The sequence below is a fragment of the Labrenzia sp. 5N genome (assembly GCF_012395805.1).
Lineage (GTDB): Bacteria > Pseudomonadota > Alphaproteobacteria > Rhizobiales > Stappiaceae > Roseibium > Roseibium algicola.
Map to the genome: position 1 here is coordinate 1 of NZ_JAAZTM010000014.1, position 21,356 is coordinate 21,356.

General features: G+C 58.8%; 27 protein-coding genes. 17 read left to right on the plus strand and 10 right to left on the minus strand.

All coding sequences use genetic code 11. From position 1 onward, the window contains the following. The 9 genes from HEP89_RS29700 to HEP89_RS13635 form a co-directional block, all read left to right on the plus strand. Positions 1-220 (plus strand): hypothetical protein (locus HEP89_RS29700; RefSeq protein ID WP_207106375.1); only part of this gene is annotated, 220 nt, incomplete at its 5' end. A 12-nt stretch (positions 221-232) separates the two neighbouring features. Further along, complete coding sequence (locus HEP89_RS13600) at positions 233-1,807, plus strand: acyl-CoA dehydrogenase family protein (protein ID WP_168692268.1); 1,575 nt, start codon at positions 233-235, stop codon at positions 1,805-1,807. A gap of 193 nt (positions 1,808-2,000) precedes the next feature. Continuing rightward, entirely contained in the window at positions 2,001-2,909 is a 909-nt protein-coding gene (locus tag HEP89_RS13605; RefSeq protein WP_168692269.1) for a LysR family transcriptional regulator, read from the plus strand. 73 nt (positions 2,910-2,982) lie between these two features. Further along, positions 2,983-3,804: a putative hydro-lyase gene (locus tag HEP89_RS13610; RefSeq protein WP_077291937.1), complete on the plus strand. Its 822-nt coding sequence runs from the start codon at positions 2,983-2,985 to the stop codon at positions 3,802-3,804. Between the two features lie 25 nt (positions 3,805-3,829). Further along, entirely contained in the window at positions 3,830-4,867 is a 1,038-nt protein-coding gene (locus HEP89_RS13615) for a TRAP transporter substrate-binding protein (RefSeq protein WP_168692270.1), read from the plus strand. A gap of 17 nt (positions 4,868-4,884) precedes the next feature. After that, positions 4,885-5,433 (plus strand): TRAP transporter small permease subunit, encoded by a 549-nt coding sequence (locus tag HEP89_RS13620; RefSeq protein WP_168692271.1) that lies wholly within the window; start codon positions 4,885-4,887, stop codon positions 5,431-5,433. Further along, the gene (locus HEP89_RS13625; protein ID WP_075281884.1) at positions 5,433-6,716 is read left to right on the plus strand and encodes a TRAP transporter large permease; all 1,284 of its coding nucleotides are present in this window, start codon (positions 5,433-5,435) and stop codon (positions 6,714-6,716) included. Before HEP89_RS13620 ends, HEP89_RS13625 begins: the two co-directional genes overlap by 1 nt. Positions 6,717-6,824: 108 nt before the next feature. Continuing rightward, on the plus strand, positions 6,825-7,310 hold the full coding sequence (locus tag HEP89_RS13630) for a DUF992 domain-containing protein (RefSeq protein ID WP_031270375.1): 486 nt from the start codon (positions 6,825-6,827) through the stop codon (positions 7,308-7,310). Positions 7,311-7,430: 120 nt separating this feature from the next. After that, a complete protein-coding gene (locus HEP89_RS13635; protein WP_023003204.1) occupies positions 7,431-8,018 on the plus strand; it encodes an exopolysaccharide biosynthesis protein in 588 nt (195 codons plus the stop codon). A 264-nt stretch (positions 8,019-8,282) separates the two neighbouring features. Here the strand turns inward: HEP89_RS13635 and HEP89_RS13640 are convergent, their stop codons facing one another. Beyond that, on the minus strand, positions 8,283-9,212 hold the full coding sequence (locus HEP89_RS13640; protein WP_062487413.1) for a PRC-barrel domain-containing protein: 930 nt from the start codon (positions 9,210-9,212) through the stop codon (positions 8,283-8,285). A 126-nt stretch (positions 9,213-9,338) separates the two neighbouring features. Then, positions 9,339-9,524, minus strand: a complete 186-nt coding sequence (locus HEP89_RS13645) for a PLD nuclease N-terminal domain-containing protein (protein WP_023003206.1) — start codon at positions 9,522-9,524, stop codon at positions 9,339-9,341. 158 nt (positions 9,525-9,682) lie between these two features. Between HEP89_RS13645 and HEP89_RS13650 the strand changes: the two genes are divergently transcribed. Next, positions 9,683-9,853, plus strand: a complete 171-nt coding sequence (locus HEP89_RS13650) for a DUF1328 domain-containing protein (protein WP_023003207.1) — start codon at positions 9,683-9,685, stop codon at positions 9,851-9,853. A gap of 141 nt (positions 9,854-9,994) precedes the next feature. On the opposite strand, the gene HEP89_RS13655 is transcribed toward HEP89_RS13650, so the two are convergent. The 3 genes from HEP89_RS13655 to HEP89_RS13665 all read right to left on the minus strand — a co-directional run bounded on the left by HEP89_RS13655 (position 9,995) and on the right by HEP89_RS13665 (position 12,223). Continuing rightward, entirely contained in the window at positions 9,995-11,305 is a 1,311-nt protein-coding gene (locus HEP89_RS13655; protein WP_168692273.1) for a DUF2254 domain-containing protein, read from the minus strand. Positions 11,306-11,465: 160 nt separating this feature from the next. Next, positions 11,466-12,020 carry a sigma-70 family RNA polymerase sigma factor gene (locus tag HEP89_RS13660; protein WP_023003209.1) on the minus strand — a complete coding sequence of 185 codons (555 nt, stop codon included), beginning with the start codon at positions 12,018-12,020 and terminating at the stop codon, positions 11,466-11,468. Next, positions 12,017-12,223: a NepR family anti-sigma factor gene (locus tag HEP89_RS13665; RefSeq protein WP_023003210.1), complete on the minus strand. Its 207-nt coding sequence runs from the start codon at positions 12,221-12,223 to the stop codon at positions 12,017-12,019. The genes HEP89_RS13660 and HEP89_RS13665 overlap by 4 nt, the downstream gene beginning before the upstream one ends. Before the next feature lie 185 nt (positions 12,224-12,408). Here HEP89_RS13665 and HEP89_RS13670 point away from each other — a divergent pair, with 185 nt between their 5' ends. Beyond that, entirely contained in the window at positions 12,409-13,209 is an 801-nt protein-coding gene (locus tag HEP89_RS13670; RefSeq protein ID WP_168692429.1) for a response regulator, read from the plus strand. Between the two features lie 155 nt (positions 13,210-13,364). Here HEP89_RS13670 and HEP89_RS13675 read toward each other — a convergent pair whose 3' ends face one another. Beyond that, positions 13,365-13,562 carry a CsbD family protein gene (locus HEP89_RS13675; RefSeq protein WP_023003212.1) on the minus strand — a complete coding sequence of 66 codons (198 nt, stop codon included), beginning with the start codon at positions 13,560-13,562 and terminating at the stop codon, positions 13,365-13,367. 179 nt (positions 13,563-13,741) lie between these two features. Between HEP89_RS13675 and HEP89_RS13680 the strand changes: the two genes are divergently transcribed. Continuing rightward, on the plus strand, positions 13,742-15,544 hold the full coding sequence (locus tag HEP89_RS13680) for a PAS domain-containing protein (RefSeq protein WP_168692274.1): 1,803 nt from the start codon (positions 13,742-13,744) through the stop codon (positions 15,542-15,544). A 68-nt stretch (positions 15,545-15,612) separates the two neighbouring features. Here HEP89_RS13680 and HEP89_RS13685 read toward each other — a convergent pair whose 3' ends face one another. Both HEP89_RS13685 and HEP89_RS13690 read right to left on the minus strand, forming a co-directional pair. Next, positions 15,613-15,846 (minus strand): hypothetical protein, encoded by a 234-nt coding sequence (locus HEP89_RS13685; protein WP_062487420.1) that lies wholly within the window; start codon positions 15,844-15,846, stop codon positions 15,613-15,615. A gap of 112 nt (positions 15,847-15,958) precedes the next feature. After that, the gene (locus tag HEP89_RS13690; RefSeq protein WP_055656126.1) at positions 15,959-16,474 is read right to left on the minus strand and encodes a DNA starvation/stationary phase protection protein; all 516 of its coding nucleotides are present in this window, start codon (positions 16,472-16,474) and stop codon (positions 15,959-15,961) included. A gap of 358 nt (positions 16,475-16,832) precedes the next feature. Here HEP89_RS13690 and HEP89_RS13695 point away from each other — a divergent pair, with 358 nt between their 5' ends. The 4 genes from HEP89_RS13695 to HEP89_RS13710 all read left to right on the plus strand — a co-directional run bounded on the left by HEP89_RS13695 (position 16,833) and on the right by HEP89_RS13710 (position 19,242). Then, entirely contained in the window at positions 16,833-17,093 is a 261-nt protein-coding gene (locus HEP89_RS13695) for a Rho termination factor N-terminal domain-containing protein (RefSeq protein WP_075282322.1), read from the plus strand. Positions 17,094-17,293: 200 nt separating this feature from the next. Next, positions 17,294-17,638: a DUF883 family protein gene (locus tag HEP89_RS13700; RefSeq protein ID WP_023003218.1), complete on the plus strand. Its 345-nt coding sequence runs from the start codon at positions 17,294-17,296 to the stop codon at positions 17,636-17,638. Continuing rightward, on the plus strand, positions 17,638-18,066 hold the full coding sequence (locus tag HEP89_RS13705; RefSeq protein WP_023003219.1) for a hypothetical protein: 429 nt from the start codon (positions 17,638-17,640) through the stop codon (positions 18,064-18,066). The genes HEP89_RS13700 and HEP89_RS13705 overlap by 1 nt, the downstream gene beginning before the upstream one ends. A gap of 42 nt (positions 18,067-18,108) precedes the next feature. After that, positions 18,109-19,242, plus strand: coding sequence for an AI-2E family transporter (locus tag HEP89_RS13710; RefSeq protein WP_055656125.1), 1,134 nt, complete (start codon positions 18,109-18,111; stop codon positions 19,240-19,242). Between the two features lie 322 nt (positions 19,243-19,564). On the opposite strand, the gene HEP89_RS13715 is transcribed toward HEP89_RS13710, so the two are convergent. Further along, positions 19,565-19,870 (minus strand): hypothetical protein, encoded by a 306-nt coding sequence (locus tag HEP89_RS13715; RefSeq protein ID WP_077291943.1) that lies wholly within the window; start codon positions 19,868-19,870, stop codon positions 19,565-19,567. Positions 19,871-20,049: 179 nt separating this feature from the next. Here HEP89_RS13715 and HEP89_RS13720 point away from each other — a divergent pair, with 179 nt between their 5' ends. Next, on the plus strand, positions 20,050-20,418 hold the full coding sequence (locus tag HEP89_RS13720) for a response regulator (RefSeq protein ID WP_208993476.1): 369 nt from the start codon (positions 20,050-20,052) through the stop codon (positions 20,416-20,418). Between the two features lie 58 nt (positions 20,419-20,476). Here the strand turns inward: HEP89_RS13720 and HEP89_RS13725 are convergent, their stop codons facing one another. Then, positions 20,477-21,223: a Crp/Fnr family transcriptional regulator gene (locus HEP89_RS13725; RefSeq protein WP_062487424.1), complete on the minus strand. Its 747-nt coding sequence runs from the start codon at positions 21,221-21,223 to the stop codon at positions 20,477-20,479. Positions 21,224-21,356: the final 133 nt, after the last annotated feature.

Below are 21,356 nucleotides of genomic sequence, written 5' to 3' on the forward strand. Positions count from 1 at the left end.
GGGTGAGGGCGGGAGTGAAGTTGTGATGTCCGGGCTCTCGAAACAATTCGAAACAAAGTCCTCGATCACCGATCTCCTCATCCTGAGGAGGACCTTCGGGTCCGTCTCGAAGGATGGGCCGCTTGCGCCGAAGTTTGCCGCCCATCCTTCGAGACGGGCTGGCGCCCTCCTCAGGATGAGGGGGAAATTGCAGCAACTGCTCGTATTGCCGATCCATTGAAAGCCTGTAGCCATGAAACCCTTCACCGCACCGCTTGACGATATCCTGTTCTGCCTGGCCCATGTTGCCGGGGCAGCCGATCTGCCGGACTTCGATGCGGATCTTGCCGCCGAGATCGGCGGTCATTTTGCTGCCTTTGCAGAAGAGCAGTTGGCTCCGTTGAACGAACCGGGGGATAGCCAGGGTTGCCGGCTGGTGGACGGACGGGTGCGCATGCCGGACGGGTTCCGCGAAGCCTATGCCGCTTATGCGGAGCAGGGCTGGCCGGGATTGACGATCCCGGAAGCACTTGGCGGGCAGGGGCTCGATGCCGGCGTACTTGCGATCACTTCAGAAATCTTCACCGGCGCCAACCACAGTCTGCAGATGGTGACGAGCCTTGCTGCGGGTGCCGCCCGCACCTTGCTGGCCTTTGGCACGGAAGATCAGCAGGCGCGCGTGATCCCGCAATTTGCCTCCGGCGAGGCCCTCGCCACCATGTGCCTGACAGAACCGGACGCGGGGTCCGATCTTTCCCGCATCCGTTGTCGGGCTGTGCAGGCTGGTGATGGCTGGTCAATCAGCGGCGAGAAGATCTTCATCTCCGGCGGCGATCAGGACATGAGCGAGAAGATCCATCACCTGGTGCTGGCGCGCACGTCAGACGACGGCGTGAAAGGCCTGTCGCTGTTTCTGTGCCCGTGCACTCGTGCGGACGGCAGCCGCAACGCGGTGACCGTTACCTGTATTGAGGAAAAGATGGGTCTGCATGCTTCGCCCACCTGCCAGCTTGCTTTCGACGGCGCCGTCGCCGAACTGGTTGGCCGGGAAGGCGAAGGCCTGAAGGCGATGTTCACGATGATGAACCATGCCCGCGTGGATGTGGCCTTGCAGGGTGTTGCCCATGCCGCCCGCGCCGCGGATATCGCCAGCACCTATGCGGCGGAACGCAGGCAGGGTCGGGATGCCGCGGGCAAGCCGGTGACGCTGGATGGTCATGCCGACGTACGTCGCATGCTGGACGAGATCGATGCCCTTGCCCTTGGCGGACGAGCAATCGCGCACCTTGCGCTCGTCACGGTCGAAGCAGGCGAGAACCGAGCACTGGCGGAATTCCTGACACCGATCGCCAAGGCTTACTGCACGCAAGCCGGCATGCAGGCAACGGAGCTTGGCATGCAGGTGCTCGGCGGGTACGGCTATCTGAAGGAATACTTCCTGGAACAGTGCTACCGGGATGTGCGGATCACCGCGATTTATGAAGGTGCCAACGCCATTCATGAAAGAGCACTGACCACGCGTCTGCTGCCGGGCAAGGAAAGCGAGGCATTCGAGGAATTCCTGCGGGCCGAATGTCTGCGGAACGACAAGATTTACCCGCAACTGGATGAGGTTGTCGCCAACTGGTGCCGGGTTAGGGATCGGGTGTTGCAGAGCGAGGACCCGACAGCCCTTGCCCATGACTTCATGAAACTGACGAGCAAGACCTTGTTGAAGGTCCTGTGGGCACGCATGGCGGAAAAGGCTGACCTCCATCCGGACCCTGAACGGATCAGGCGGCTTGCAGGGAAAGTGCTTGAAAGGCCGGAACTGGCGCTGAGCGCCTGAGCCTGCACAGTAGCGAAGTTCTTTTCCTCAAGGGGCAACAGACACGCCCCCCTTGGGCAGCAATATCTCGCCAAAAAGGCCGGGGATGAGGTTCTCTCTCGTTCTGCTTTTGCACGTCGGTCTTTTCCCGAAAGCTTTTCAATCTCCGCAGCTTCGCGCAAAGTAGCCCAAACCGATCACGCCGGAACCTTTCATGCATCCGCTCAATCTCGATCAGCTCAGGGCCTTTCTGGCCGTTGTCCGTCATGGCGGCGTCAACAAGGCGGCGGGAAGTTTGAACCTGACGCAGCCGGCGGTGACGACGCGGATCAAGAGGCTTGAGGAAGCCCTGGGGACCGAGCTGTTTGAACGCTCGCCCGGCAGGCTGAAGCTGACCAAGCGCGGCGAGCTGCTTCAGACATTCGCCGAGCAGTTCGAGCGTCTGTCGGACAAGGTCGAGGAGACGGTAGTCTCTCGTGAGGGGATTGACCGCCATCTGCGCATTGGAGCCTCGGAAACCATTGCACAATGCTGGCTGCCGGATCTGGTTGCCGCGCTGCGGGCCGACTTTCCCAATCTGATCGTGGAAATCAACGTCGATATCTCGGTGAACCTGCGGGCTGGCCTGCTCGACCGGGAAATCGATCTGGCCCTGTTGCTGGGGCCGATTTCGGAATATTCGGTCGACAATATCGAGCTGCCCGGTTTCGACCTCGGCTGGTATGTGGCGGCGGATTGCCCGGCCGAGGGCGCGCAAGCCGAGGCGCTTTTGCGGGAAAAACCCGTAATCACCTACGCCCGGCACACGCGGCCTTACCGCGAGCTGAAAACACTGTTGTTCGAACGGGTTGCACCGGACGTGCAGATGTTCCCGTCATCGTCTCTGTCTGCCTGTTTCAGGCTGGTGGAAGCAGGGCTTGGGGTCGCCGCACTGCCGAGGGCGCTGGCACGGCCCTATGTCGAGGGAGGAAGCATCGTCGAGTTCGATCCGGGATGGGTACCGGATGCCCTGAGGTTTTCGGCGAGCTATCTCGGTGACCCGCGCAGCCACATCGTCGCGGCTGCTGCGAAGAAGGCGCTGGAGGTTGCGGTCGCTTACTCTGGCTATAAAAATCATTTATAAGATCTGCTAAAATCATTCAATTTGAGTTTATAACAGCAATGCGGGAGCCTTTCTCCAATGAAGGAGAGCCCCGGTGCTGCAATCTTATGAAACCCTTCGACAGGAAAACATCGAGACGCTTCGGGCGCAGATAAGGTCCGGCAGCTATCGCTCGCACACGGCGGGGCTCGGCAAGAACCTGCTTCAGGCAAATCTGGCGATCATTCCGGAAGCCTTTGCGCTGGATTTCATGCGCTTCTGCCAGCGCAATCCCAAACCCTGTCCGTTGATCGGTGCTTCGGACACGGGAAACCCCCTCCTGTTCACCCTGGGACACTGCCTGGATATTCGTACCGACGTCCCCGCCTACAACATCTATCGCGATGGCCGGCTGGAAGGCTCGGTAACGGACATAAGCGCCTTGTGGTCAGACGATCTCGTTGCCTTTGCGCTCGGCTGTTCCTTCACTTTCGAACATGCGCTGATCGAGGCGGGGATCGACCTCTGGCACATTTCAAACAATGTCACCGTGCCGATGTACCACTCTAACATGGAAACGACACCGGCCGGGCCATTCCGGGGAGCGATGGTTGTTTCCATGCGGATGATCCCGGATGAGCGGGTGCGGGACGCGGTTGCCATTTCGGCCCGCTTTCCTCTGGCGCACGGGTCACCGGTCCATATCGGCGATCCGGCGGCCATCGGCATTTCCGATCTCGGCAATCCGGACTGGGGCGATGCGGTGCCGGTGGAGGCCGGTTTCACGCCCGTCTTCTGGGCTTGCGGAGTGACACCGCAAGCCATCATCCAGAACGCTGCCCTGCCGCTGCTGATTACCCATAAACCGGGACACATGCTGATCACGGACATCCCGGATGACGCTGAAATTCCAATCATAACAAAAAAGACGCTGTAAGCTCGAACCTTCACGGAGTGGACACATGAAAAAGATTCTGACTTTCCTCATGGCCGGTGCCGCCATGTCCTCGGCCGCCGCCGCGGAAGATCTGTCTGTCGTCGGCAGTTGGTCCAGCCTGCCTCTGCACCAGGATTATGAGGCGCCGTTCTGGCAGACCGCCTTGCCTGAGGCATCCGGTGGCACCATCAACACAACCGTCACCACTCACAACCAGATGAACCTCGGCGTTGGCGAAGTGTTCCGCCTGCTTGGCCAGGGTGTTTTCGACGTCGGCATGACGGTGGGCGATTATGCAGTTGCCGATGCACCGGAACTGGAAGGCCTCGATGTGCCGCTGGTGGCCATGTCTGCCGACAAGGCCCATGCCGCGGTCGATGCCGCCCGGCCGATGGTCGAGGAGATCTTCGAAAAGCGCTTCAATTCCAAGGTGCTTGCGATTGCGCCCTATCCGCCGCAGGTGGTGTTCTGCAACGCTGAAGTCGGTTCGCTGGACGACCTGAAGGGCAAGAAGATCCGCGCATCCGGCCGCATGACGGCCAAGTTCCTGGAAGCGCTCGGAGCAGAAGGCATTACGGTTGCCTTTTCCGAGGTGCCGGGCGCGCTGCAGAAGGGCGTCGTCGATTGTGCGGTGACCGGGGCAGGCTCGGGCTACAGCGCCGGGTGGTGGGAAGTCAGCACGCATCTTCTGCCGATCCCCCTTGGCGGCTGGGACCCGGTGGTAACGGCGATCAATCTCGACAAGTGGAACGCTCTGTCCGGCGAGACCCGGGCTTTGATCGAAAAGGAAATTGCCGAGAAGTTCGAAGCCCCCGCCTGGGCATCGGCGGAAGGTGCGCTGACCAATGACATCGCCTGCCTGACCGGCAAGGGGGAATGCGCCTCGGGCGACGTGCGGGACATGGTTCTGGTCGAAGCCAGCGACGGTGACATCGAGCGCGCACGCCAGATCCTGGAAACGGATGTTCTGCCGGAATGGGCAGAGCGGGCCGGTGGCGACTGGGCCGCGCGCTGGAACGACAGCGTCGGCAACGTCGTCGGTGTGCAGATCAAGACCAACTAAGCCCGGGAGACATCGAGGTGGCGGAGAAACTCCTGTCAATCCTGTCGAGGATCAACCGGGCGATAGCGATTTCGGTCGGCGTTTTGTTCCTCACCTGTGCAGGTCTTGTTCTGATTGATATCTGTCTCCGCCGTGTCGGTGCCTCCTTCGGCGGCACCGACGAAATCTCCGGCTACGTGATGGCCATCGGAACGGCCTGGGGCATGGCTTTCGGATTGAGCGAACTTTCGCATATCCGGATCGATTTCCTGCGCCGTTCGGTTGGATTGCCAAAATGGCGGGCGATGCTGGATCTTCTGTCGATCTTTGCCTTGTCCTCGACCGTCTCGATCGTCGCGCTGAAGTGCTGGCCGGTGGTGGAGACGACACTGCGCAATTCCTCAAGGGCGAACACACCCCTGGAAACTCCGCTCGCTCTGGTGCAATTGCCCTGGTTTGCCGGGTGGGTGTGGTTCGCGGTCACCGCATGGCTGACCTTTGTTGCTGGTGTGCTGCTGGTCCTGCGCGGTGAATTTGCAAAATCCGAGCAGGCGATCGGTGCCTTTCCGGAAGGGGAGACGGCCTGATGCTTTCCTTCGTTTCCGTAGGCCTTCTTGGGCTCCTCAGCCTTTCCATTCCCGTCGGCATCGTGCTGTTCCTGCTGGGGTTCGGCATCGACCAGTTCTTCAGTGCCTTTCCGTTGACACGCGGCCTCGGGTCGATGGTCTGGTCGACGTCGGAAAATGCGGCGCTGATCGCCATTCCGTTCTTTGTGCTGCTGGGCGAGATCCTGGTGCGCACCGGCATTGCCGCACGCACCTACTCGGCGCTCGACCGCTGGGTCTCCTGGCTGCCAGGCGGGCTGGTGCATGCCAATGTGGCAACCGCCACCATGTTCTCGGCCACATCCGGATCTTCGGTAGCGACCGCTGCCACGGTGGCGACGGTGGCCATGCCGCAGGCCGACCGGCTGGGCTATGACCAGAAGCTCTTTTCCGGTGCGATCGCCGCCGGGGGTACGCTCGGCATCATGATCCCGCCGTCGATCAACCTGATCGTCTACGGTTTTCTGACACAGACCTCGATCCCGCAGCTTTTTCTGGCAGGGCTTCTGCCCGGCATCCTGCTGGCGATGGCCTTTCTGGCGGTGACTGCGCTTGTTTGCCTGGTCAATCCGAAGCTCGGCGGGGCACGGCGGACGTTCCCCTTGCGGGAAATGGCACTCGGGCTCGCGGATCTGCTGCCGATCATTCTTCTGTTCAGTGCCATCATCGGCTCGATCTACAAGGGCTGGGCGACACCAACCGAAGCCGCCTCTGTCGGGGTTGCCGGAGCGCTGGCAATTGCCGCGCTTTTCGGTGGGCTCAACACACGCATGATCGGCGAAGCGCTGATCGGCACAGTGCGGGTCACGGCGATGATCATGCTGGTGGTTATCGGGGCGTCGTTTCTCAACTTCACGCTTTCGGCTGCCGGCCTGTCGCAGGAATTGCGCGGCTTTCTGGAGGGGCTCGGCTTCGGTCCCCTGCAGACGCTGCTGGTGATCGTCGCGATGTATATCGTGCTCGGTTTCTTCATCGAAACCCTGTCGCTGATGGTCATCACCATTCCCATCGTTGTGCCGATCGTCATCAGCCTGGGCTATGATCCGGTCTGGTTCGGCATCCTGATGATCGTGCTGATCGAGATGGCGCTGATCACACCGCCGGTGGGGCTCAATCTCTTCGTCGTCCAGAGTGCGCGGCGCGGCGGATCCATTGCCGAGGTGATGCTGGGAGCCATTCCCTACGTGTTGGCGATGCTGGCCATGGTCGCGGCGCTGATCGCCCTGCCGCAGATTGCGCTTTATCTGCCGATGGCCATGCGCTGAGGGGACAAGAGCAGAATTATTTTGGAACTGACAGACAGGGCAGACGTTTTCACCGTGATGAAGGCGGACCGGAGCAATCCGGAGGCCACATACACGAAGGAGACATTGATGACACGGTTTACCAAACTCGCCCTGACACTGACGGGAGCCACGCTTCTTGCGACCCCTGTGATGGCCCAGGACAAGCCTGCTGGCGTTGAAGTTGGCAAACTGACATGCGTTGTCGAGCAGGAAACCAATTTCATCGTCGGTTCCAAGGCCGTCATGAACTGCACCTTCGACCGGGTCGGTGACGGCCCTGCCAGCTACTACACGGCGACCGTAAGCGAGTACGGGCTTGATATCGGGACCACCGACTCGGCCACGCTGATATGGGGCGTCGTTGCACCGACCGCCGACCTGGAGGTGGGCGCTCTTGAAGGTGAATATGCCGGCGTGACCGCAGGTGCGAGCCTTGGTGCGGGTATCAAGGCCAATGCCCTTATTGGCGGCTTCGACAAGTCGATTGCGCTGAACCCGCTCAGTGTGGAAAGCCAGACGGGCACGAACATCACGGTTGGTGTCAGTCGGATGTCACTGGAAGCGATCAAGTGAACACAGTGACATAACGTCAAGAAGGGTCGGCTTTGCCGGCCCTTTTTGCATTTCCGGACGCGAATTTGGCTGAAAAGAGTGCGGACGTCCGACGATAATTCGAACTGGAGGGATACCTGGATGGCGACAGGTCAGTCGGAGACAATCAAGGAAGTTCTTACAAACTGGGAAGACGAAATTGAAAAGGAAGGCCGCGCCGACGTCGGCTCGCTGTTGAATGCTTCTGGCAGCCGTGCGGCGGGCCCCCTTCTGTTTCTGCCGGCCCTTGTGATGATATCTCCCATCGGGGCCATACCAGGTGTGCCGATTGTTCTCACAACATTGACGCTTCTGGTGGCGGGACAGCTTGTGCTTGGCAGGACCTCGATCTGGTTACCGTCTTTCGTGCGCAATCGCGGTTTTCCCAAGCAGAAGGTGAAGTCGATCATAGACAAGCTCACCCCTTATGCCGAACGCGCCGACCGTTACCTCGGGCAACGCCTGGCCATGTTCGCCGGCGAAACCGCGAGCCGGATTGTCGCGGCGTTTTGCATCTTTCTGTCTCTTCTTGTCTATCCCGCCACCCTGCTGCCCTTTGCTGTCGCCTTGCCCGGCTCGGCAATACTTCTCCTGAGCCTCGGGTTGCTGGTGCGCGATGGCGTCGTGACGCTGGTGGGGTTGATGGTGGCCTTGGCAGCGGTCGCCACCGTCGTTTACTGGCTTGCCTGAGGGCTTCTCGTGACGACCTTGTCCATGAGTTCGCCCCGAAACCGGGAGGCCTCCTCGTGACGGACAACCGGGGGAGCGCGGATCAGGACAGGTGTGTGATCCGTCCGTCCACGGCACGAAAGAAGCCCCGATGTGAGCCAGTTTTCCTTTGTCCTTCTGCCTTTAAGCCAGCTCCTCCTCGCTGGTAGAGCCACGACCTCTGGTCACGCAAAAAAAACGGGCCGCCGAAGCGACCCGTTTCCTTGGTGTCTTTCAGACAGCCGTTCAGCCTTTCAGCAGAACCGCATCCGGATTGGCCTTGTAGGTGGCAGGCTCATAGGTCTGCGCATTTTCAAGCTGTTCCTTGGTGAAAGGGGCGGTGACCAGAAGGTCGCCGTTTTCCGTTTCGAACATCTTCAGGCTGTTGAAGGCAACGGCAACCGGCTTTGCGTTGAAGCCAAGGAAACCGCCGACATCGATGACAACTGCCTGGGCCTTGCCGTCCTTGCCGATCAGGACCTCGGCGACTTCACCGATGTTTGTGTCCTGGTTGGTGTAGACCGTTGAATCGATCAGCTCGTCCGTGGATACGCTGGCTGCATCGACCTCGGTCTTTTCTTCAGTCCAGCCGGTGGACATGGCTTCATCCAGCTGCTGCCTGGCCGGGTCGATGGCCTCTTTCCTAACTGTTTCATAGGTGGACCTGGCGTTTTCGGTGACCTTGTCCATTTGCTCGCGCGCACCTTCCGTCGTCATCCAGTACGGGATGTAATCCGGGCGCTCATAGGCGGTTGCCGCTTCCAGTTCCTGGCGCGAGACGTCACTGACGACGATGAGTCGCTTGTCCTCACCGGCCACGAAGTTGAGGCGGGCGAAATCGAGGGCGACTTCCTTTTCGCCGATGCCGAGGAAACCGCCGACACCGACAATCACCGCATGCACGGAGCCATCGCGGCCGAAGACCACGTCGTTGATGTCGCCGATTTCTTCCCCTTCGGCATTTCTGCTGGTCACCACAGGCTTGCCGACCATGTTGGTGGCGAGAATGCCGGTGGTCGTATCCGGTGCAAGGGTGTGGAGTTCGAATTCGTATACGCCGGTGTCATCACTTGCACCGGCCTGACCGCCGTCTTTCATCGCAGAGGTCTCACCGGCAACAGCCGCCGTTGAAATGGCAGCTACGATTGCGGTGGTGGCGAGTAGATGGCGAAGCATTTCAGCATCTCCCTTTCGTGTTCTGAAAAGTTGAAAGTGCAGTAGGTAAATGGTTGAACTTTCCGGAAGTTCCGGGAGAAGGCGTCACGGCTGCGCCTGGGGGGCGTTGAGCCGTGACGCGAAAAATCAGGCGAGTTTGCCTGCGCTTTTCGGACCGGCCAGCAGCCAGACAATGAAGCCGACGACCGGGAAAATCAGGATCCCGAGAACCCAAAGCAACTTTGCCCCGGTGGAGGAGCCGCTTCCGAGGACCTGAATGATCGCGTAGACGTCCAGGATGAGGATCAACAGGCCGACAATTCCATATTCCATGACAGATCTCCGATGCTGGTGACTGTGACGGAAACGGCCGGGCGCGAAGAAGGTTCCCTGCGGTGGTCTTGAAGTTTCCGAGATAATTTTCAAAAATATTTGGAACGATTTCGAAAACGAGGCGTTTCATCTCCGTATCTCAAATATCGGAGGTTGCTATGCTTTCCTGGGCATTGTTGTTCTTGGTGGTTGCTATTGTTGCAGCCGTACTTGGTTTTGGCGGTATTGCCGGTACTGCGGTTTCTATTGCCAAACTGATCTTCTTTGTCGCCATTGCGCTGTTCCTGATTTCGGCAGTCGCACATGCCATCAGAGGCCGCAGGGTCTGACACGAGAACAAAACGGGCGCTTCGGCGCCCTTTTTTGTGCCTTCCCCAACAGGCATTCAGGCGACGTCAAACGCCTGACAAGACAACGCTTTCCTCGTTCAATGACATAGGTGATTCAGTCGCCTTGCCGGTATCCGGTGGCTAGCGGGCCTCGGCCTGAATGCGCAGCGTATTGCGGGCAGTCCAGAGCCGGCGGGCGATTTGGTGTCTGTCCGGTCTGCTCTCGATCGAAAAAACGGCATCCTGGGCTATATTGAACAGCTGCCTCGAGACAAGGTGCAGGTGCTCCTTGCGGCAGACCAGGGACGCCTTTTCCAAAGCGCAAATGAGGTGGTCGAGCACTAGGATGTTGCCTCTTGAAGCCTGCCTGAGCGGACTGATCGCCGTGTCCAGGAGATCGTGCACTTCCAGGATCGTCAACCACAGGCGAGGGGTCTCGTCGTCATCCGTAATGAGCGAGCTGGGAGCGCCGCGCTGCAGGATCCGCGCGGCGGAGGCCGACAGGTGATCGATCGCGCTTATCGCGGTGTAGCTGTCGTTGACGCCGGGGGAGAGCGCACGCAGCGCGATCTCCACCATCAGGTGCACCGAAAACTGGATATCCCCTTCAGGAGCCCGGGCCTTTTCGATCTTGAAGGTCCCGTTCAGGGGTTTCAGATCAGGCTCTTCGGCCTCCGTGCGCACCTTTGCGATCGGCATGCCTTCGATGACGTAGGTTCCGGGAATGACGGACACTTCGATGAAACCGTCGAGAGACTTCGCGATGTCTATCAGCCGTTCGCTGTCGATGAAGGTGATGTAGCCGCTGCGCGCCGCTTTGAAGGTGCAGACCGGCAGGTCGGGTATCTCCTCGCGGTCATTCGGCTTTTCACGCGGTTCGTGCGCCAGAAGCTCGTCGATCGAGGATCGCAACGCTGCATGAATGCGGCCGATTTCGGCGTCGACCCGGATACGGCCGGCAACGTCGTTGACGAAATAGACCAGCCAGAAAAAGCTGCTGGAGGCGAGGATTATCGAGAGGATGACGGAAAACCGGAGATCCTTGGTGTCGTCGACACCGAAAAGGACAAGCATGGAATAAAGGAAGGTCGCGCCCAGAAGGCCGATGGTAATCTGGGTGGTTCTGTTGCTGGCGAATGTTTCCAGCAGGCGGGCCGAAATATTGCCTGCGGCGAGTGTGAATACGACCAGCGTCAGGGAATAGACAAGGCTGATCACCGACATCATCGCGCCGGCAATGGTCGACAGGACCGAGCGGGCACCGTCGATGCTGATGGATTTGTAGCCGAAAAAGTCGAAGACACCGGTCAGAAGTTCCAGGTCATCGATCAGGAAGGCCGCAAATGCGAGCACGGCCCCCAGAAGTGTGATGCAGACGGGGATGAACAGAAAGCCCTTGGCCAGACGGACGAGGGCTTGTTCGCGGGCGTTTTCCCGATAGGCCAGATCCATTCCCGTTCCCCCTCAAACCGGCAGGGTTCCATCGTCGATGGAACCCTGCCGGTCATTGTTAGCTGTCGTGCGCCAACCGGCTTGCCTGATCACACCGGATGCAGTGCGCCGGCCTGTGACGGACGCAGAAGCGGAAAGGTTCCGGTGTAGACGAGAATGATCAGACGGACAGGGCGTCCCTGATCAGGGAGGCGGATTCGGCGGCGGCGATTTCGGACCGTTCAAATTTCTCGGTCCCGTTCATGAGGTCATCCAGACGAAGGCGTGCACGGGAGACGCGGCTTTTGACCGTGCCGACCTTCACGCCGAGGATGTCGGCTGCTTCTTCGTAGGAAAAGCCGCTGGCACCGATCAGGATAAGGGCTTCACGCTGGTCGTCCGGAAGAACCTGAAGGGCGCTCAGGAAATCCTTCAGTTCCAGATGGCCTGCCTGTTGCGGCTTGCTTTCCAGGCTGGCGGCGTGTTCACCGTCAGGGTCGGCAACCTCGCGCTGCATCTTCCGGCCAACGGAATAATACTGGTTACGGAGAATGGTAATCAGCCAGGCGGTGAGGTTGGTACCTTCGGTGAACTTGTCTTTGTTGGCGATCGCCTTTGCCAGGGTTTCCTGGACCAGATCGTCCGCACGGTCGCGGTCACCACTGATCGATCTGGCAAAGGCGCGCAATCGCGGTATGGCGTCGACCAGATCCTGCTTGAACTTTGCGACGTTCATTCGGCGGCCTCCTCGTCAGAGCCTCTGTCGTCCAAGGCGGACAGCAGGTCCATCATGTCATCCGGTATGTCTTCCGATAGGGCCTCGTCGTAAACCTTCTTGAGCTGGTTGCCGATCCAGTCTTCTTTGGACTTGGCTCCGGCGGCCGGTGTTATTACACCAAATCCGGCGTTGGGCCGACTTGGGTTAAGCTTGCTTGCCATGGCAGATTCCCGATATTTGCGTCTTCGACGATAGGCTGATTTGCGACGTAAACGCGGCGGCAAAAAAAAAGTTCCTCGAGTATGGAACTTTTTTTTGCCGAATGCATTTCCAGCTTATGGGTGCGCTTGACGCGGGCCCGTCGACCGCTTTCAGGCGGCAACTATTGAGGAACTAATTTATGTCCGTGAGCCTTTCGGAAGAAATCGCGCCGCTCCTGCCGTATCTGCGTAGATATGCAAGAGCACTGGCGGGAAGTCAGAAAAGTGGCGATGCCTATGTCAGGGCCTGCCTGCAGGCGCTGGTGGCAGATCAGACCATTATCGATACATCTCATGGCGTGAAAATCGGTCTGTACCGGCTTTTCCATGTCCTTTGGAACGCGAGCGTCGTTCCGCCCATCGCGAATGACGGGACGGTTTCCATCTTCGAGCAGACCGCTCAGCAGCGGCTGGCAACCATGGCGGCCGAAAGCCGGCAGACCCTGTTGCTGTCCACACTGGAAGGGTTTTCGCTTCCCGAAACCGCCCTCATCATCGAGCGTAGCGAAAATGAAGTGACCCAGCTCGTCCAGGATGCGATCGCGGAAATTGACAGGCAGACCAAGACGGATGTGCTGATCATCGAGGACGAACCGCTTATTTCCATGGATCTGATCCAGATCGTGGAGTCGCTCGGTCACGGCGTTACCAGCGTTGCCCGGACAGCGAGCGATGCCATCGCAGCTGCAAAGGCGCAGACCCCGGGTCTTGTGCTTGCTGATATTCAGCTTGCAGACGGATCGTCCGGCATTGATGCGGTCAAGGATATCCTTGCCGAAATGTCCGTTCCGGTCATCTTCATCACGTCGTTCCCCGAGCGTCTTCTGACAGGCGAACGGCCGGAGCCGACGTTCCTTATCACCAAGCCGTTCAATCCGAATACGGTGAAGGCGGGGATCAGCCAGGCGCTGTTCTTCAAAGGGGCGGAAGAGGTGGCCGCTGCCTGAGGGCAGCGCTGCGCGATGAGCACGGGGGGCGTGTTCCACTGCATTCGTTCCACGAGAGCGAAGCAAGATGCCGGTTTCGGCGTCTGCCCTTCGGTGCGCGATAACGACAGATCCCGTAGCGGGAGGAAGAGGCGGGCACTGCCCGCCTTCTTCCATCAGTGCCGCGAGATCCAGGTATCGATTTCCCGCTCGGCTTCTTCACGGGTCTTGCCGTATTTCTGCTGGATCAGACCTGCGAGTTCGGTCCGTTTGCCGGCAACACGATCCACATCATCGTCGGTCAGCCTGCCCCATTGGGTGATGGCCTTGCCTTTGAATTCTTTCCAGTTTCCTTCAATCCGGTCCCAATTCATCGGTCGTTTTCTCCTTGTCTTTCTGACATCTGGAAAACGGTTCCTGAGGTCAAAGGTTCCGAATGAATTGCGGTTGCTGCCAGCTTCGACTGTTTGCTGGCGCATCGGCGCGGGAGCGGCTTTTCCGATGCGGGACGGCCGCGAAAGTTTACATGCCCGGATGACGGAGCAAATTCGAAATGTCTGAAATCGTGTCCTATCTGTTTGGTGCGGCCTCCTTCATGCCGCATGGATACTGCCTGCTCTGGCGTCCGGATCTCGTGGCGATTCATGCGATCTCCGATGCCCTGATTGCGCTGGCCTATATTGCCATTCCCCTGATGATCTTCGGGTTTCTGCGCAAGCGTCCGGACATTCAAGGCAATTCCCGCAAGATCGGTTACCTGTTCATCGCCTTCATTCTGGCGTGTGCGCTGACCCATCTGACAGCCCTGGTAACGCTCTGGTGGCCGATCTACGGCGCACAAGGTCTGATCAAGCTGGTAACAGCCCTTGTCTCGGTGGCAACAGCAGTGGTTGTCTGGCGGGTGCGGCCGATGCTGCTGGCCATTCCATCGCTCAAGGATCTGGAGCGGGCCAACGATATGCTGAAGGCTGAAAATCTCCAGCTTTCCGACAAGGTCGGCAGATCGCGGCGGGAGATAAGGCGGATCAACGAGCGGTTCGAGACCGCGTTGACCGGATCCAACATCTCCGTTTTCACCCAGGACAAGGATCTGCGCTACACGTGGATCCACAATCCGCGGTTCGGCAAGGAAGCCGATGACGTCATCGGGTGTACCGATCAGGATCTGCTGCCGGAAGATACCGCGGCGGAACTGGAGCCGGTCAAGCGCCAGGTGCTGGAAACCGGCGAGACGGCATCTACCTTCTTCGCGCTCGACAGTGAGGAGACGGGAACGATTTCGCTGGACCTGATCGTGCATCCTACACGCGACAGCAGTGGCGAAATTGACGGTGTGCTGTGCACGGCCATCGATATGACCGAGAAGAACCTCTATGAGATCCGGCTCGCCTCGCTGGCAAGTCAGCTCGCGGAGGCGAACCGGCGTTTTGAAAAGGCGCTCGACGGTTCGCTTACAACCGTGTTCGAACAGGACCTGGACCTGAAATATATTCATGTCGTCAATCCGTCGCCCGGTTTCAAACCGGATTTCTTCATCGGCAAAAGCGATGATGAGCTGTTTCCGGAAGAAGATCAGCTGAAACTCATTCCGGTTAAGAAGAAGGTCCTCGAGACAGGCGAAAGCGCCGTCATCGAATTCGACATGGACATGAACGGGGTCAATCGCAGCTACAACATGCGCATGGAGCCTTCGCGCGACAAGGAAGGTCGGACCACCGGCCTGATCGGCATCTCCATCGACCTGACCCACAAGCGGGAAAACGAACGCCAGATGCATCTCGTCATGCGGGAACTGACGCATCGCTCCAAGAACCTGCTTGCAGTCATTCAGGCCATGGCACGCCAGACAGCGGCGCGTTCGGACAACACCGAGGATTTTGTCGAAAGTTTTGCCGCACGGCTCCAGGCGATGGCGGCCAGTCATGATCTTCTGGTGTCGCAGTCCTGGTACGGCGCTGACCTGAAAGAACTCGTGCTGGCGCATCTGGCGCAATCGATCGACCCGGGGAGTCCCCAGATCGAGATTGAGGGCGATCCGCATTCGATTACGGCGGATGCGGCTCAGAACCTTGGTCTTGCACTGCATGAGCTGACGACCAATGCCGCCAAATATGGCGCCTTGTCAGTGCTCGGGGGGAAACTGTCGGTGTCGTGGACGACCGTAGACGGAAGGATCAGGCTGGTCTGGAAGGAACGTGGCGGTCCGGAAGTTGTGCCGCCAAGGCGCAACGGTTTCGGGCGAATGCTGCTGGAACGTTTGGTGGGGCCGGCGCTCGACGGCGACGTCAACATCGACTTCGCTCCCGAAGGCGTGAGTTGCGTCATCGAGTTTCCTGTCAGGAAGACAACTTCTTAGGCGCCCATGCCGTTTACTGCAGGCAGGGCCGGGAGAGGTGCTTTATGTCCTGCGACGACGAAGCTTTATCACCCTTTGCCGAGCGAAGTCTTTTCGCGGCGAAGCGCCTTCAGGGCCTCGTCGATTTCTTCGATCAGTTCGGCAGGAGACCGGCCGTCCCGAGAAATTGCCCGAGGTGCCTTGCGCAGGCTGGCCCGCCAGGCCAGCAAGGCTGTCCGCTTTTGCTCATTCGACAGGTGCCGGTCTTCCAGGACGCTTGCAGGCGTCCGGAACCCGGCAAATCGTTTCGATACGCTGATCATGGTATCACACGGTTGAAACTGAGTTGGTGCATACGCCAAAGGCCGCCTGCCGTCTCGCGGCAGACGGACCTTTGTCGTCTTGCAAGTTTTCCGGGATGCCGGTGAGGAACGGTCATTCGGTAATGACGGCCCTCAGCATCCAGGCTGCCTTGTCGTGGAATGTGATGCGCTGGGTCAGAAGATCCTCCGTCACCGGGTCGCTATTGTCGCCGGCGTAGGCTGCCATGTCGCGCATTTCGGCAGCGATCATTTCATGACTGCGAACCAGATCCTCGATCATTTCGAAGGCATTGGGCATGCCGCCGGCCGGCAGGCTGACGGTCAGGTTCAATTTGCCTTCGTCGACATTCACCGGCGCCCGGTGTCCAAGGGCACGAATGCGCTCGGCAAGGTCGTCTGTCGCGGCAAAGAGATTTTCATAGTGCTCTTCGGTGAGGTCATGGATCGACTTGAACAGCGGTCCAACGACGTTCCAGTGGTAAAGGTGCGATTTCACCGTGAGCATGTAGGTTTCGGCCAGAATGACCGAGAGATGCTTCGCCAGTTGTTCGCGCACCTCGGCAGAAACACCCGTCTTGATCGGGTCGACCTTCGGGGTTTCGATGTTCAGAACTTGAGACGTCGACATAGTTCTTCCTTTCGTGCTTTCGATTGGCGATCGATGTGTCCGGGTGTGCTGCTGACAAGAGCGTGGCCCGGACGTTCGATAGGAAAAGTCTTCAGCTCGTCCTCAGTTCCATGTTTTTGAAAATATTTCGATTTTTGACAGTATGGAAAATGTGATCTGAAATTATTTCAAGAATAGCATTTGTATTTTTTATAAGTCTGAGCTTCCAGAAGGCATAGTTCATTTTTATCACGTCGTTATAAAGTTCTCTATCCAGTCCTTTCATCGAAGAGATATTGGAACGATCCCGCGCGAGACGGCGTTTTTCATTTGAGGTTGTTTTTGAAAACAGCGGAACAACAAATGAAAGGACACGGCCATGGCTTCCAAAAACAGCTCCAGCATCAAGAAGGAAGACACCTACGACGCCCTGCGCGACAAGGGCTACAGCAAGGAAAAGTCGGCGAGAATTGCCAATGCGCAGGCAAGCGACCACCAAGCGCCGTCGCGCAAGGGTGGCAAGGCCGCACCTTATGAAACCTGGACCAGGGATGCGCTTTATGAACGGGCACAGGAGCTCGACATCAGCGGCAGGTCCTCAATGAACAAATCCGATCTGATCGAGGCCTTGCGCGGCTGACGGGCAGCCGTGAAGACGCCGCTGCAACAATTCATGCTTTGTTGTCTGGAACCAAATGAGCGCAAGGCCGTTTACAAGCCAGACCGCGCAATTTGGTTCAGCGCGCTGTCGAAGTGTCCGAATTCCGGGCTTGATCCCATTCACGCGATGCGTGTCGCCCGTCATCAGGGCCTCACGCGATTGAAAACAGGAGCGACAAGATGGCAACTGCGAAGACTGCCACGGCATCGACCGCCAATCCTGCCAATGACACCGTTAGCGCTCGTGAGATCGAGGAAAACATCGAACGCATTCGCGGCGATATTGCCTCTCTCGCCGGCTCCTTGAAGAAGTACGGCGCGGGCAAGACGGATGAATACAAGACCAAGGCCGCCGAAGCAGGGCAGGATCTGACCAAATTGTCCCAGGACGCCCTGAGCGATCTGTCTGCTGAACTGCAGAATTACGAACGCGCCTTCGTTGCTGAAGTGCGCCGTCGCCCGCTGCAGTCGATCGGCATAGCCGCCGGTGTCGGCTTCCTGATCGCAGCGCTGGTGCGCCGCTGATGCTCCTGCGCGCCCTACCGCTGGCCTTCGGGGCTGTTTCGCGAGACTTCAATGGCATGGTTCATCGTGCCAAGCGCAATGCCGTGTTGGGCGGCATTGCGGCAGTCTGTTTCGCGACAGCCTATGTGGCCGGCGTGGTGGCAGCCGGCGCCTTTCTGGCGCCGGTGTTCGGCCCTGCGATGGCGGCTTTGCTGATTGCCGTCTTCATGGCCGTGACGGGACTGGTCTTCGTGGCGGTGCTCAGCTTCCTGAAGCACAAGGACCGAAGACGCAAGGCGCATAGTCAGGCCGCGCAGCGACTGGGCCTGGCCGCTGCCATTTCCGTTCTGCCACAGCTCACAAAATCAAAAGGCCTGATGATCACCGCCGCTTTGGGCGGTCTGGCCTTTCTGGCAGCGCAGGCACGAGGTGACGAAGAGCGCGGCTAACCCATTGCCGCGCCTTCTTGCCGGCCACCGGAGCAAACAGTGATGACAGCGCAGCCAGACCGACCCGCAGTAACAGGACTTGTTCCCCCCGTAACAGTGGGCGAGGCTGTCAGATCGGACCCGGTTGTCCGCTACTCGGCGGCCATCCTGTGTGGCATCGTGGTGATTGCTTCCCTTGATCTTGCCCAAGTGTTTTTCGCACCGGTTTTCCTGTCGGTGGTTGTCGGCACGATCTTCGGACTTCCCATGGAAAGATTGTCTCGCCTGGGCGTGCCGAGTTGGCTCTCTGCAGGGGGGATGGTGCTCGTCTTTATTGCGTTGATCCTGACCGCCGGGGCGGCTTTCGTCGTGCCGCTGTCGGACTGGCTCGACAGGCTTCCGCTCATCTGGTCACGGCTGCAGGCGCAGCTGGTCAGTTGGCAGGGGTTCTTTTCGTCTGTCGCAAGCCTGCAGGAAGACCTTCGCAGTGCCATGGGCCAGAAGGGCGGCATGCAGGTGAGTGTCGACGACAATTCCGCGGTAGAAAGCGTTTTCTATTTCGCACCGGCCTTCATGGCCCAGGTGGTCCTGTTCCTGGCAAGTCTCTATTTCTTTCTGCTGACACGCCCGCATCTGCGCAGGGCGGCGCTCCAGTTGTCTCCCGACAGCGAAGGCAGACGTTGCATCGTAACAGCGTTTCGGACGATCGAAGCGCGCCTTTCCACCTATCTCATCTCCATCAGCGTTATCAACGCGGGGCTCGGCGTGGCCGTGGCGCTGACCATGTGGCTGCTCGATGTTCCCTCGCCGCTGTTGTGGGGAATGCTGGCCGGCGTCTTGAACTACGTCGTCTATCTGGGGCCGGCGATCATGGTCCTGGTGATGAGCGGCATCGGACTTGCGACGGGGTACACGGCGGTGGAGATCCTGACGCCGCCGCTGGCCTATCTGGTTCTCAACCTGATCGAAGCGCAGTTCGTCACACCAACCGTTCTCGGCCGGACGATGACGCTGAACCCCTTTGCGGTTTTCCTGGCAATTGCCTTCTGGATCTGGCTGTGGGGACCGATCGGCGGATTCATAGCCGTGCCGTTGCTGCTGGTTGTGGTCAGTGTGCTGGAGATCATCAACAACACAGCTCAGTCTGAAGAGCCCGGGCGTTCCGAAGCTGAGCCCGAGGCCGGCGCATCTCACTGACAATCGCAATCCTGCGAACCCGCGGACATGACAAAGGCCACCCGTGCCGGCGTTCCAATGCCCGCGGGTTCAACGTTGTCGCGGGTTTCTTCTTTCCGGAGTGGATGGAAGGTGGCACCCAGGCTGCAATTGTTCGATGCCGTGGGTGAGGGTGGGTACCGGTTCTAGGTTCCATCAGGTGAAACGGACAATTTGTCAATTGCCAGTATGCTTGCCGGGTGGGGCCCTTCCGGCGGGGTCGTGTGTCGTTCGCCACGGATCAAGGCAAAATAAAAGCCGCCTGGAAAAGGCGGCTTTTCAACGATTTTGCGTCATGAACTCTTTACTCGGTATTGAATGCCAGCATGCCGTGGGAAATCGGCCAGCCGGTACAGGTGGTTACGCGCGTGCCGGAGACGCAGCGCATCGGGCGGCCATGCACGTCGGCAAGCTCAACCTTCAGGTCGCCTTTGGGAGCGGCCTTCTGTTCAACTTCTACCGGTGCGGGCGTGTTGCTGTTGTGAGCGGTTTCCGCACCAGCTTCATTGGTGAAAAGGGGTTCTGCCACAATCAGGCTGGAAGCCAGAAGGGCGGCAATGGCGATTGCCGTAGGGGCGTTGGTCGGAATTCGTTTGCGATGCGTGAACATGGTGTCTACCTCCGCCTAGTAAACTCCCGAGTTAAGAAAAGGTTTCACGTTTCTTTGCGACAACAGAAGAGGCTGACATCAAAGTGGAAAATCAATCGACCCGATAACTTATGTTAATGCGGGGCATTTGATTTCGTGTCATCGTGCAGATGGTCAACAGTCTGACGATGAGAACCCTCGTGACAACGGAAACCCACATCACCGCGCCAGTGCCGCGCGGCCCTGCCTTGGTTGTCGAAGACAACCCGATCATCGCTCTCGATACGCAGATGATGCTGGAAGAGCTCGGGTTCTCGCCGGTACAGACGCTCGCAAATCTTGCGGAAGCGGCGGAAACACTGGCAGCTCAGCTGTTCAGCTTTGCCATTCTGGATGTGAAGATCGGCGACGATACCAGCCTGGCTTTCGCCAGTCAGCTGCTGGAAAAGGGGACGAAGTTCATCTTCGCCAGCGGTTACAGCGATCTCGACCCGCTGCCCACGGCGTTCGAGGGGCAGGTGGTCCTGAGCAAGCCCTATACAAAAGCCCAGATCGGCGCCCTGATCTGACGCGCTCGTTTTCGCTGGAAGATGCCTTTCAAGCAAACGTGAAGATGTCGGCCGCCGCTCAGATGAGCGGGCGGCACTCATCGGCCATGCTCTCGTATGAGGCGAGTTTTTCCAGAGCATCCCTGTCCAGGATCCGGATCCGATCCTTCGCCCAGCTGATCAGCCTCTTTTCCTGAAGCTTGCGGAGCGTACGGCTGGTGTGAACCGGTGTGATGCCAAGCGCATCTGACAGGTGACTTTGGGAAAACGGTGCATCCAGCGCCTGATTGCTCGCATAGCCGATGGTCTCTGCGCGGTCGTAAAGATGCAGGATGAGATAGGCGAGCCGTTCCAGGGCAGAACGTTGACCGAGGCTGATTATGTGCCCGTCCAGGATCTGTTCCTCACGCGCTGCGATCCAGGTCATTGAAAAGGCCAGGCTCGGGTAGTCCTTGAAGATCGACCAGACCCTGTCGCGCTGAAAGACGCACAAGGTAGTGTCGGTAAGGGCGGTAACCGTGTGCTGCATCTCGTTCAGGACGGCAAGCTGAAGGCCGACAAGATCGCCCGGCAAAGCAAAGTTCAGCACCTGCCGTCGGCCGTCCGCCAGAGCCTTGTGACGAAAGGCCCAGCCATCCAGAATGGTGTAGAGATGCGGGCTCTTGTTCTCTTCCTGAACAATGGTTGCTCCGGCTTCGACCGTCAGCTCACCGGTCTTGAAATCCGAAATGAAGTCCAGTTCCTTGTCTTCCAGCGAGCGGAATACGGATTTCCGTCTCAGGGGGCAGGTTTGGCAATTGGTTTGAAACGGGACTGTTTCGGTCATTCAAATGGCATCTCCATTGGCAATCCATCAAAACGCCTAGAACTGCTGCTGGTTCCCATTTGAGGCAGAAGGGTGTGGGAAAGCAAGTCTGTCCGATGCCGGACGCGAATGCTTCGTGCAAAAGAAAGTCCAA

Bases quoted from the DNA above. Each gene is read 5' to 3' on its own strand.
- HEP89_RS13690 (WP_055656126.1), bottom strand. From the start codon at position 16,474: ATGTCGACGTCTCAAGTTCTGAACATCGAAACCCCGAAGGTCGACCCG.
- HEP89_RS13630 (WP_031270375.1), top strand. From the start codon at position 6,825: ATGACACGGTTTACCAAACTCGCCCTGACACTGACGGGAGCCACGCTT.
- HEP89_RS13710 (WP_055656125.1), top strand. From the start codon at position 18,109: ATGACAGCGCAGCCAGACCGACCCGCAGTAACAGGACTTGTTCCCCCC.
- HEP89_RS13640 (WP_062487413.1), bottom strand. From the start codon at position 9,212: ATGCTTCGCCATCTACTCGCCACCACCGCAATCGTAGCTGCCATTTCA.
- HEP89_RS13700 (WP_023003218.1), top strand. From the start codon at position 17,294: ATGGCAACTGCGAAGACTGCCACGGCATCGACCGCCAATCCTGCCAAT.
- HEP89_RS13615 (WP_168692270.1), top strand. From the start codon at position 3,830: ATGAAAAAGATTCTGACTTTCCTCATGGCCGGTGCCGCCATGTCCTCG.
- HEP89_RS13715 (WP_077291943.1), bottom strand. From the start codon at position 19,870: ATGTTCACGCATCGCAAACGAATTCCGACCAACGCCCCTACGGCAATC.
- HEP89_RS13685 (WP_062487420.1), bottom strand. From the start codon at position 15,846: ATGATCAGCGTATCGAAACGATTTGCCGGGTTCCGGACGCCTGCAAGC.
- HEP89_RS13650 (WP_023003207.1), top strand. From the start codon at position 9,683: ATGCTTTCCTGGGCATTGTTGTTCTTGGTGGTTGCTATTGTTGCAGCC.
- HEP89_RS13625 (WP_075281884.1), top strand. From the start codon at position 5,433: ATGCTTTCCTTCGTTTCCGTAGGCCTTCTTGGGCTCCTCAGCCTTTCC.
- HEP89_RS13605 (WP_168692269.1), top strand. From the start codon at position 2,001: ATGCATCCGCTCAATCTCGATCAGCTCAGGGCCTTTCTGGCCGTTGTC.
- HEP89_RS13600 (WP_168692268.1), top strand. From the start codon at position 233: ATGAAACCCTTCACCGCACCGCTTGACGATATCCTGTTCTGCCTGGCC.
- HEP89_RS13705 (WP_023003219.1), top strand. From the start codon at position 17,638: ATGCTCCTGCGCGCCCTACCGCTGGCCTTCGGGGCTGTTTCGCGAGAC.
- HEP89_RS13695 (WP_075282322.1), top strand. From the start codon at position 16,833: ATGGCTTCCAAAAACAGCTCCAGCATCAAGAAGGAAGACACCTACGAC.
- HEP89_RS13635 (WP_023003204.1), top strand. From the start codon at position 7,431: ATGGCGACAGGTCAGTCGGAGACAATCAAGGAAGTTCTTACAAACTGG.
- HEP89_RS13655 (WP_168692273.1), bottom strand. From the start codon at position 11,305: ATGGATCTGGCCTATCGGGAAAACGCCCGCGAACAAGCCCTCGTCCGT.
- HEP89_RS13665 (WP_023003210.1), bottom strand. From the start codon at position 12,223: ATGGCAAGCAAGCTTAACCCAAGTCGGCCCAACGCCGGATTTGGTGTA.
- HEP89_RS13680 (WP_168692274.1), top strand. From the start codon at position 13,742: ATGTCTGAAATCGTGTCCTATCTGTTTGGTGCGGCCTCCTTCATGCCG.
- HEP89_RS13725 (WP_062487424.1), bottom strand. From the start codon at position 21,223: ATGACCGAAACAGTCCCGTTTCAAACCAATTGCCAAACCTGCCCCCTG.
- HEP89_RS13645 (WP_023003206.1), bottom strand. From the start codon at position 9,524: ATGGAATATGGAATTGTCGGCCTGTTGATCCTCATCCTGGACGTCTAC.
- HEP89_RS13675 (WP_023003212.1), bottom strand. From the start codon at position 13,562: ATGAATTGGGACCGGATTGAAGGAAACTGGAAAGAATTCAAAGGCAAG.
- HEP89_RS13660 (WP_023003209.1), bottom strand. From the start codon at position 12,020: ATGAACGTCGCAAAGTTCAAGCAGGATCTGGTCGACGCCATACCGCGA.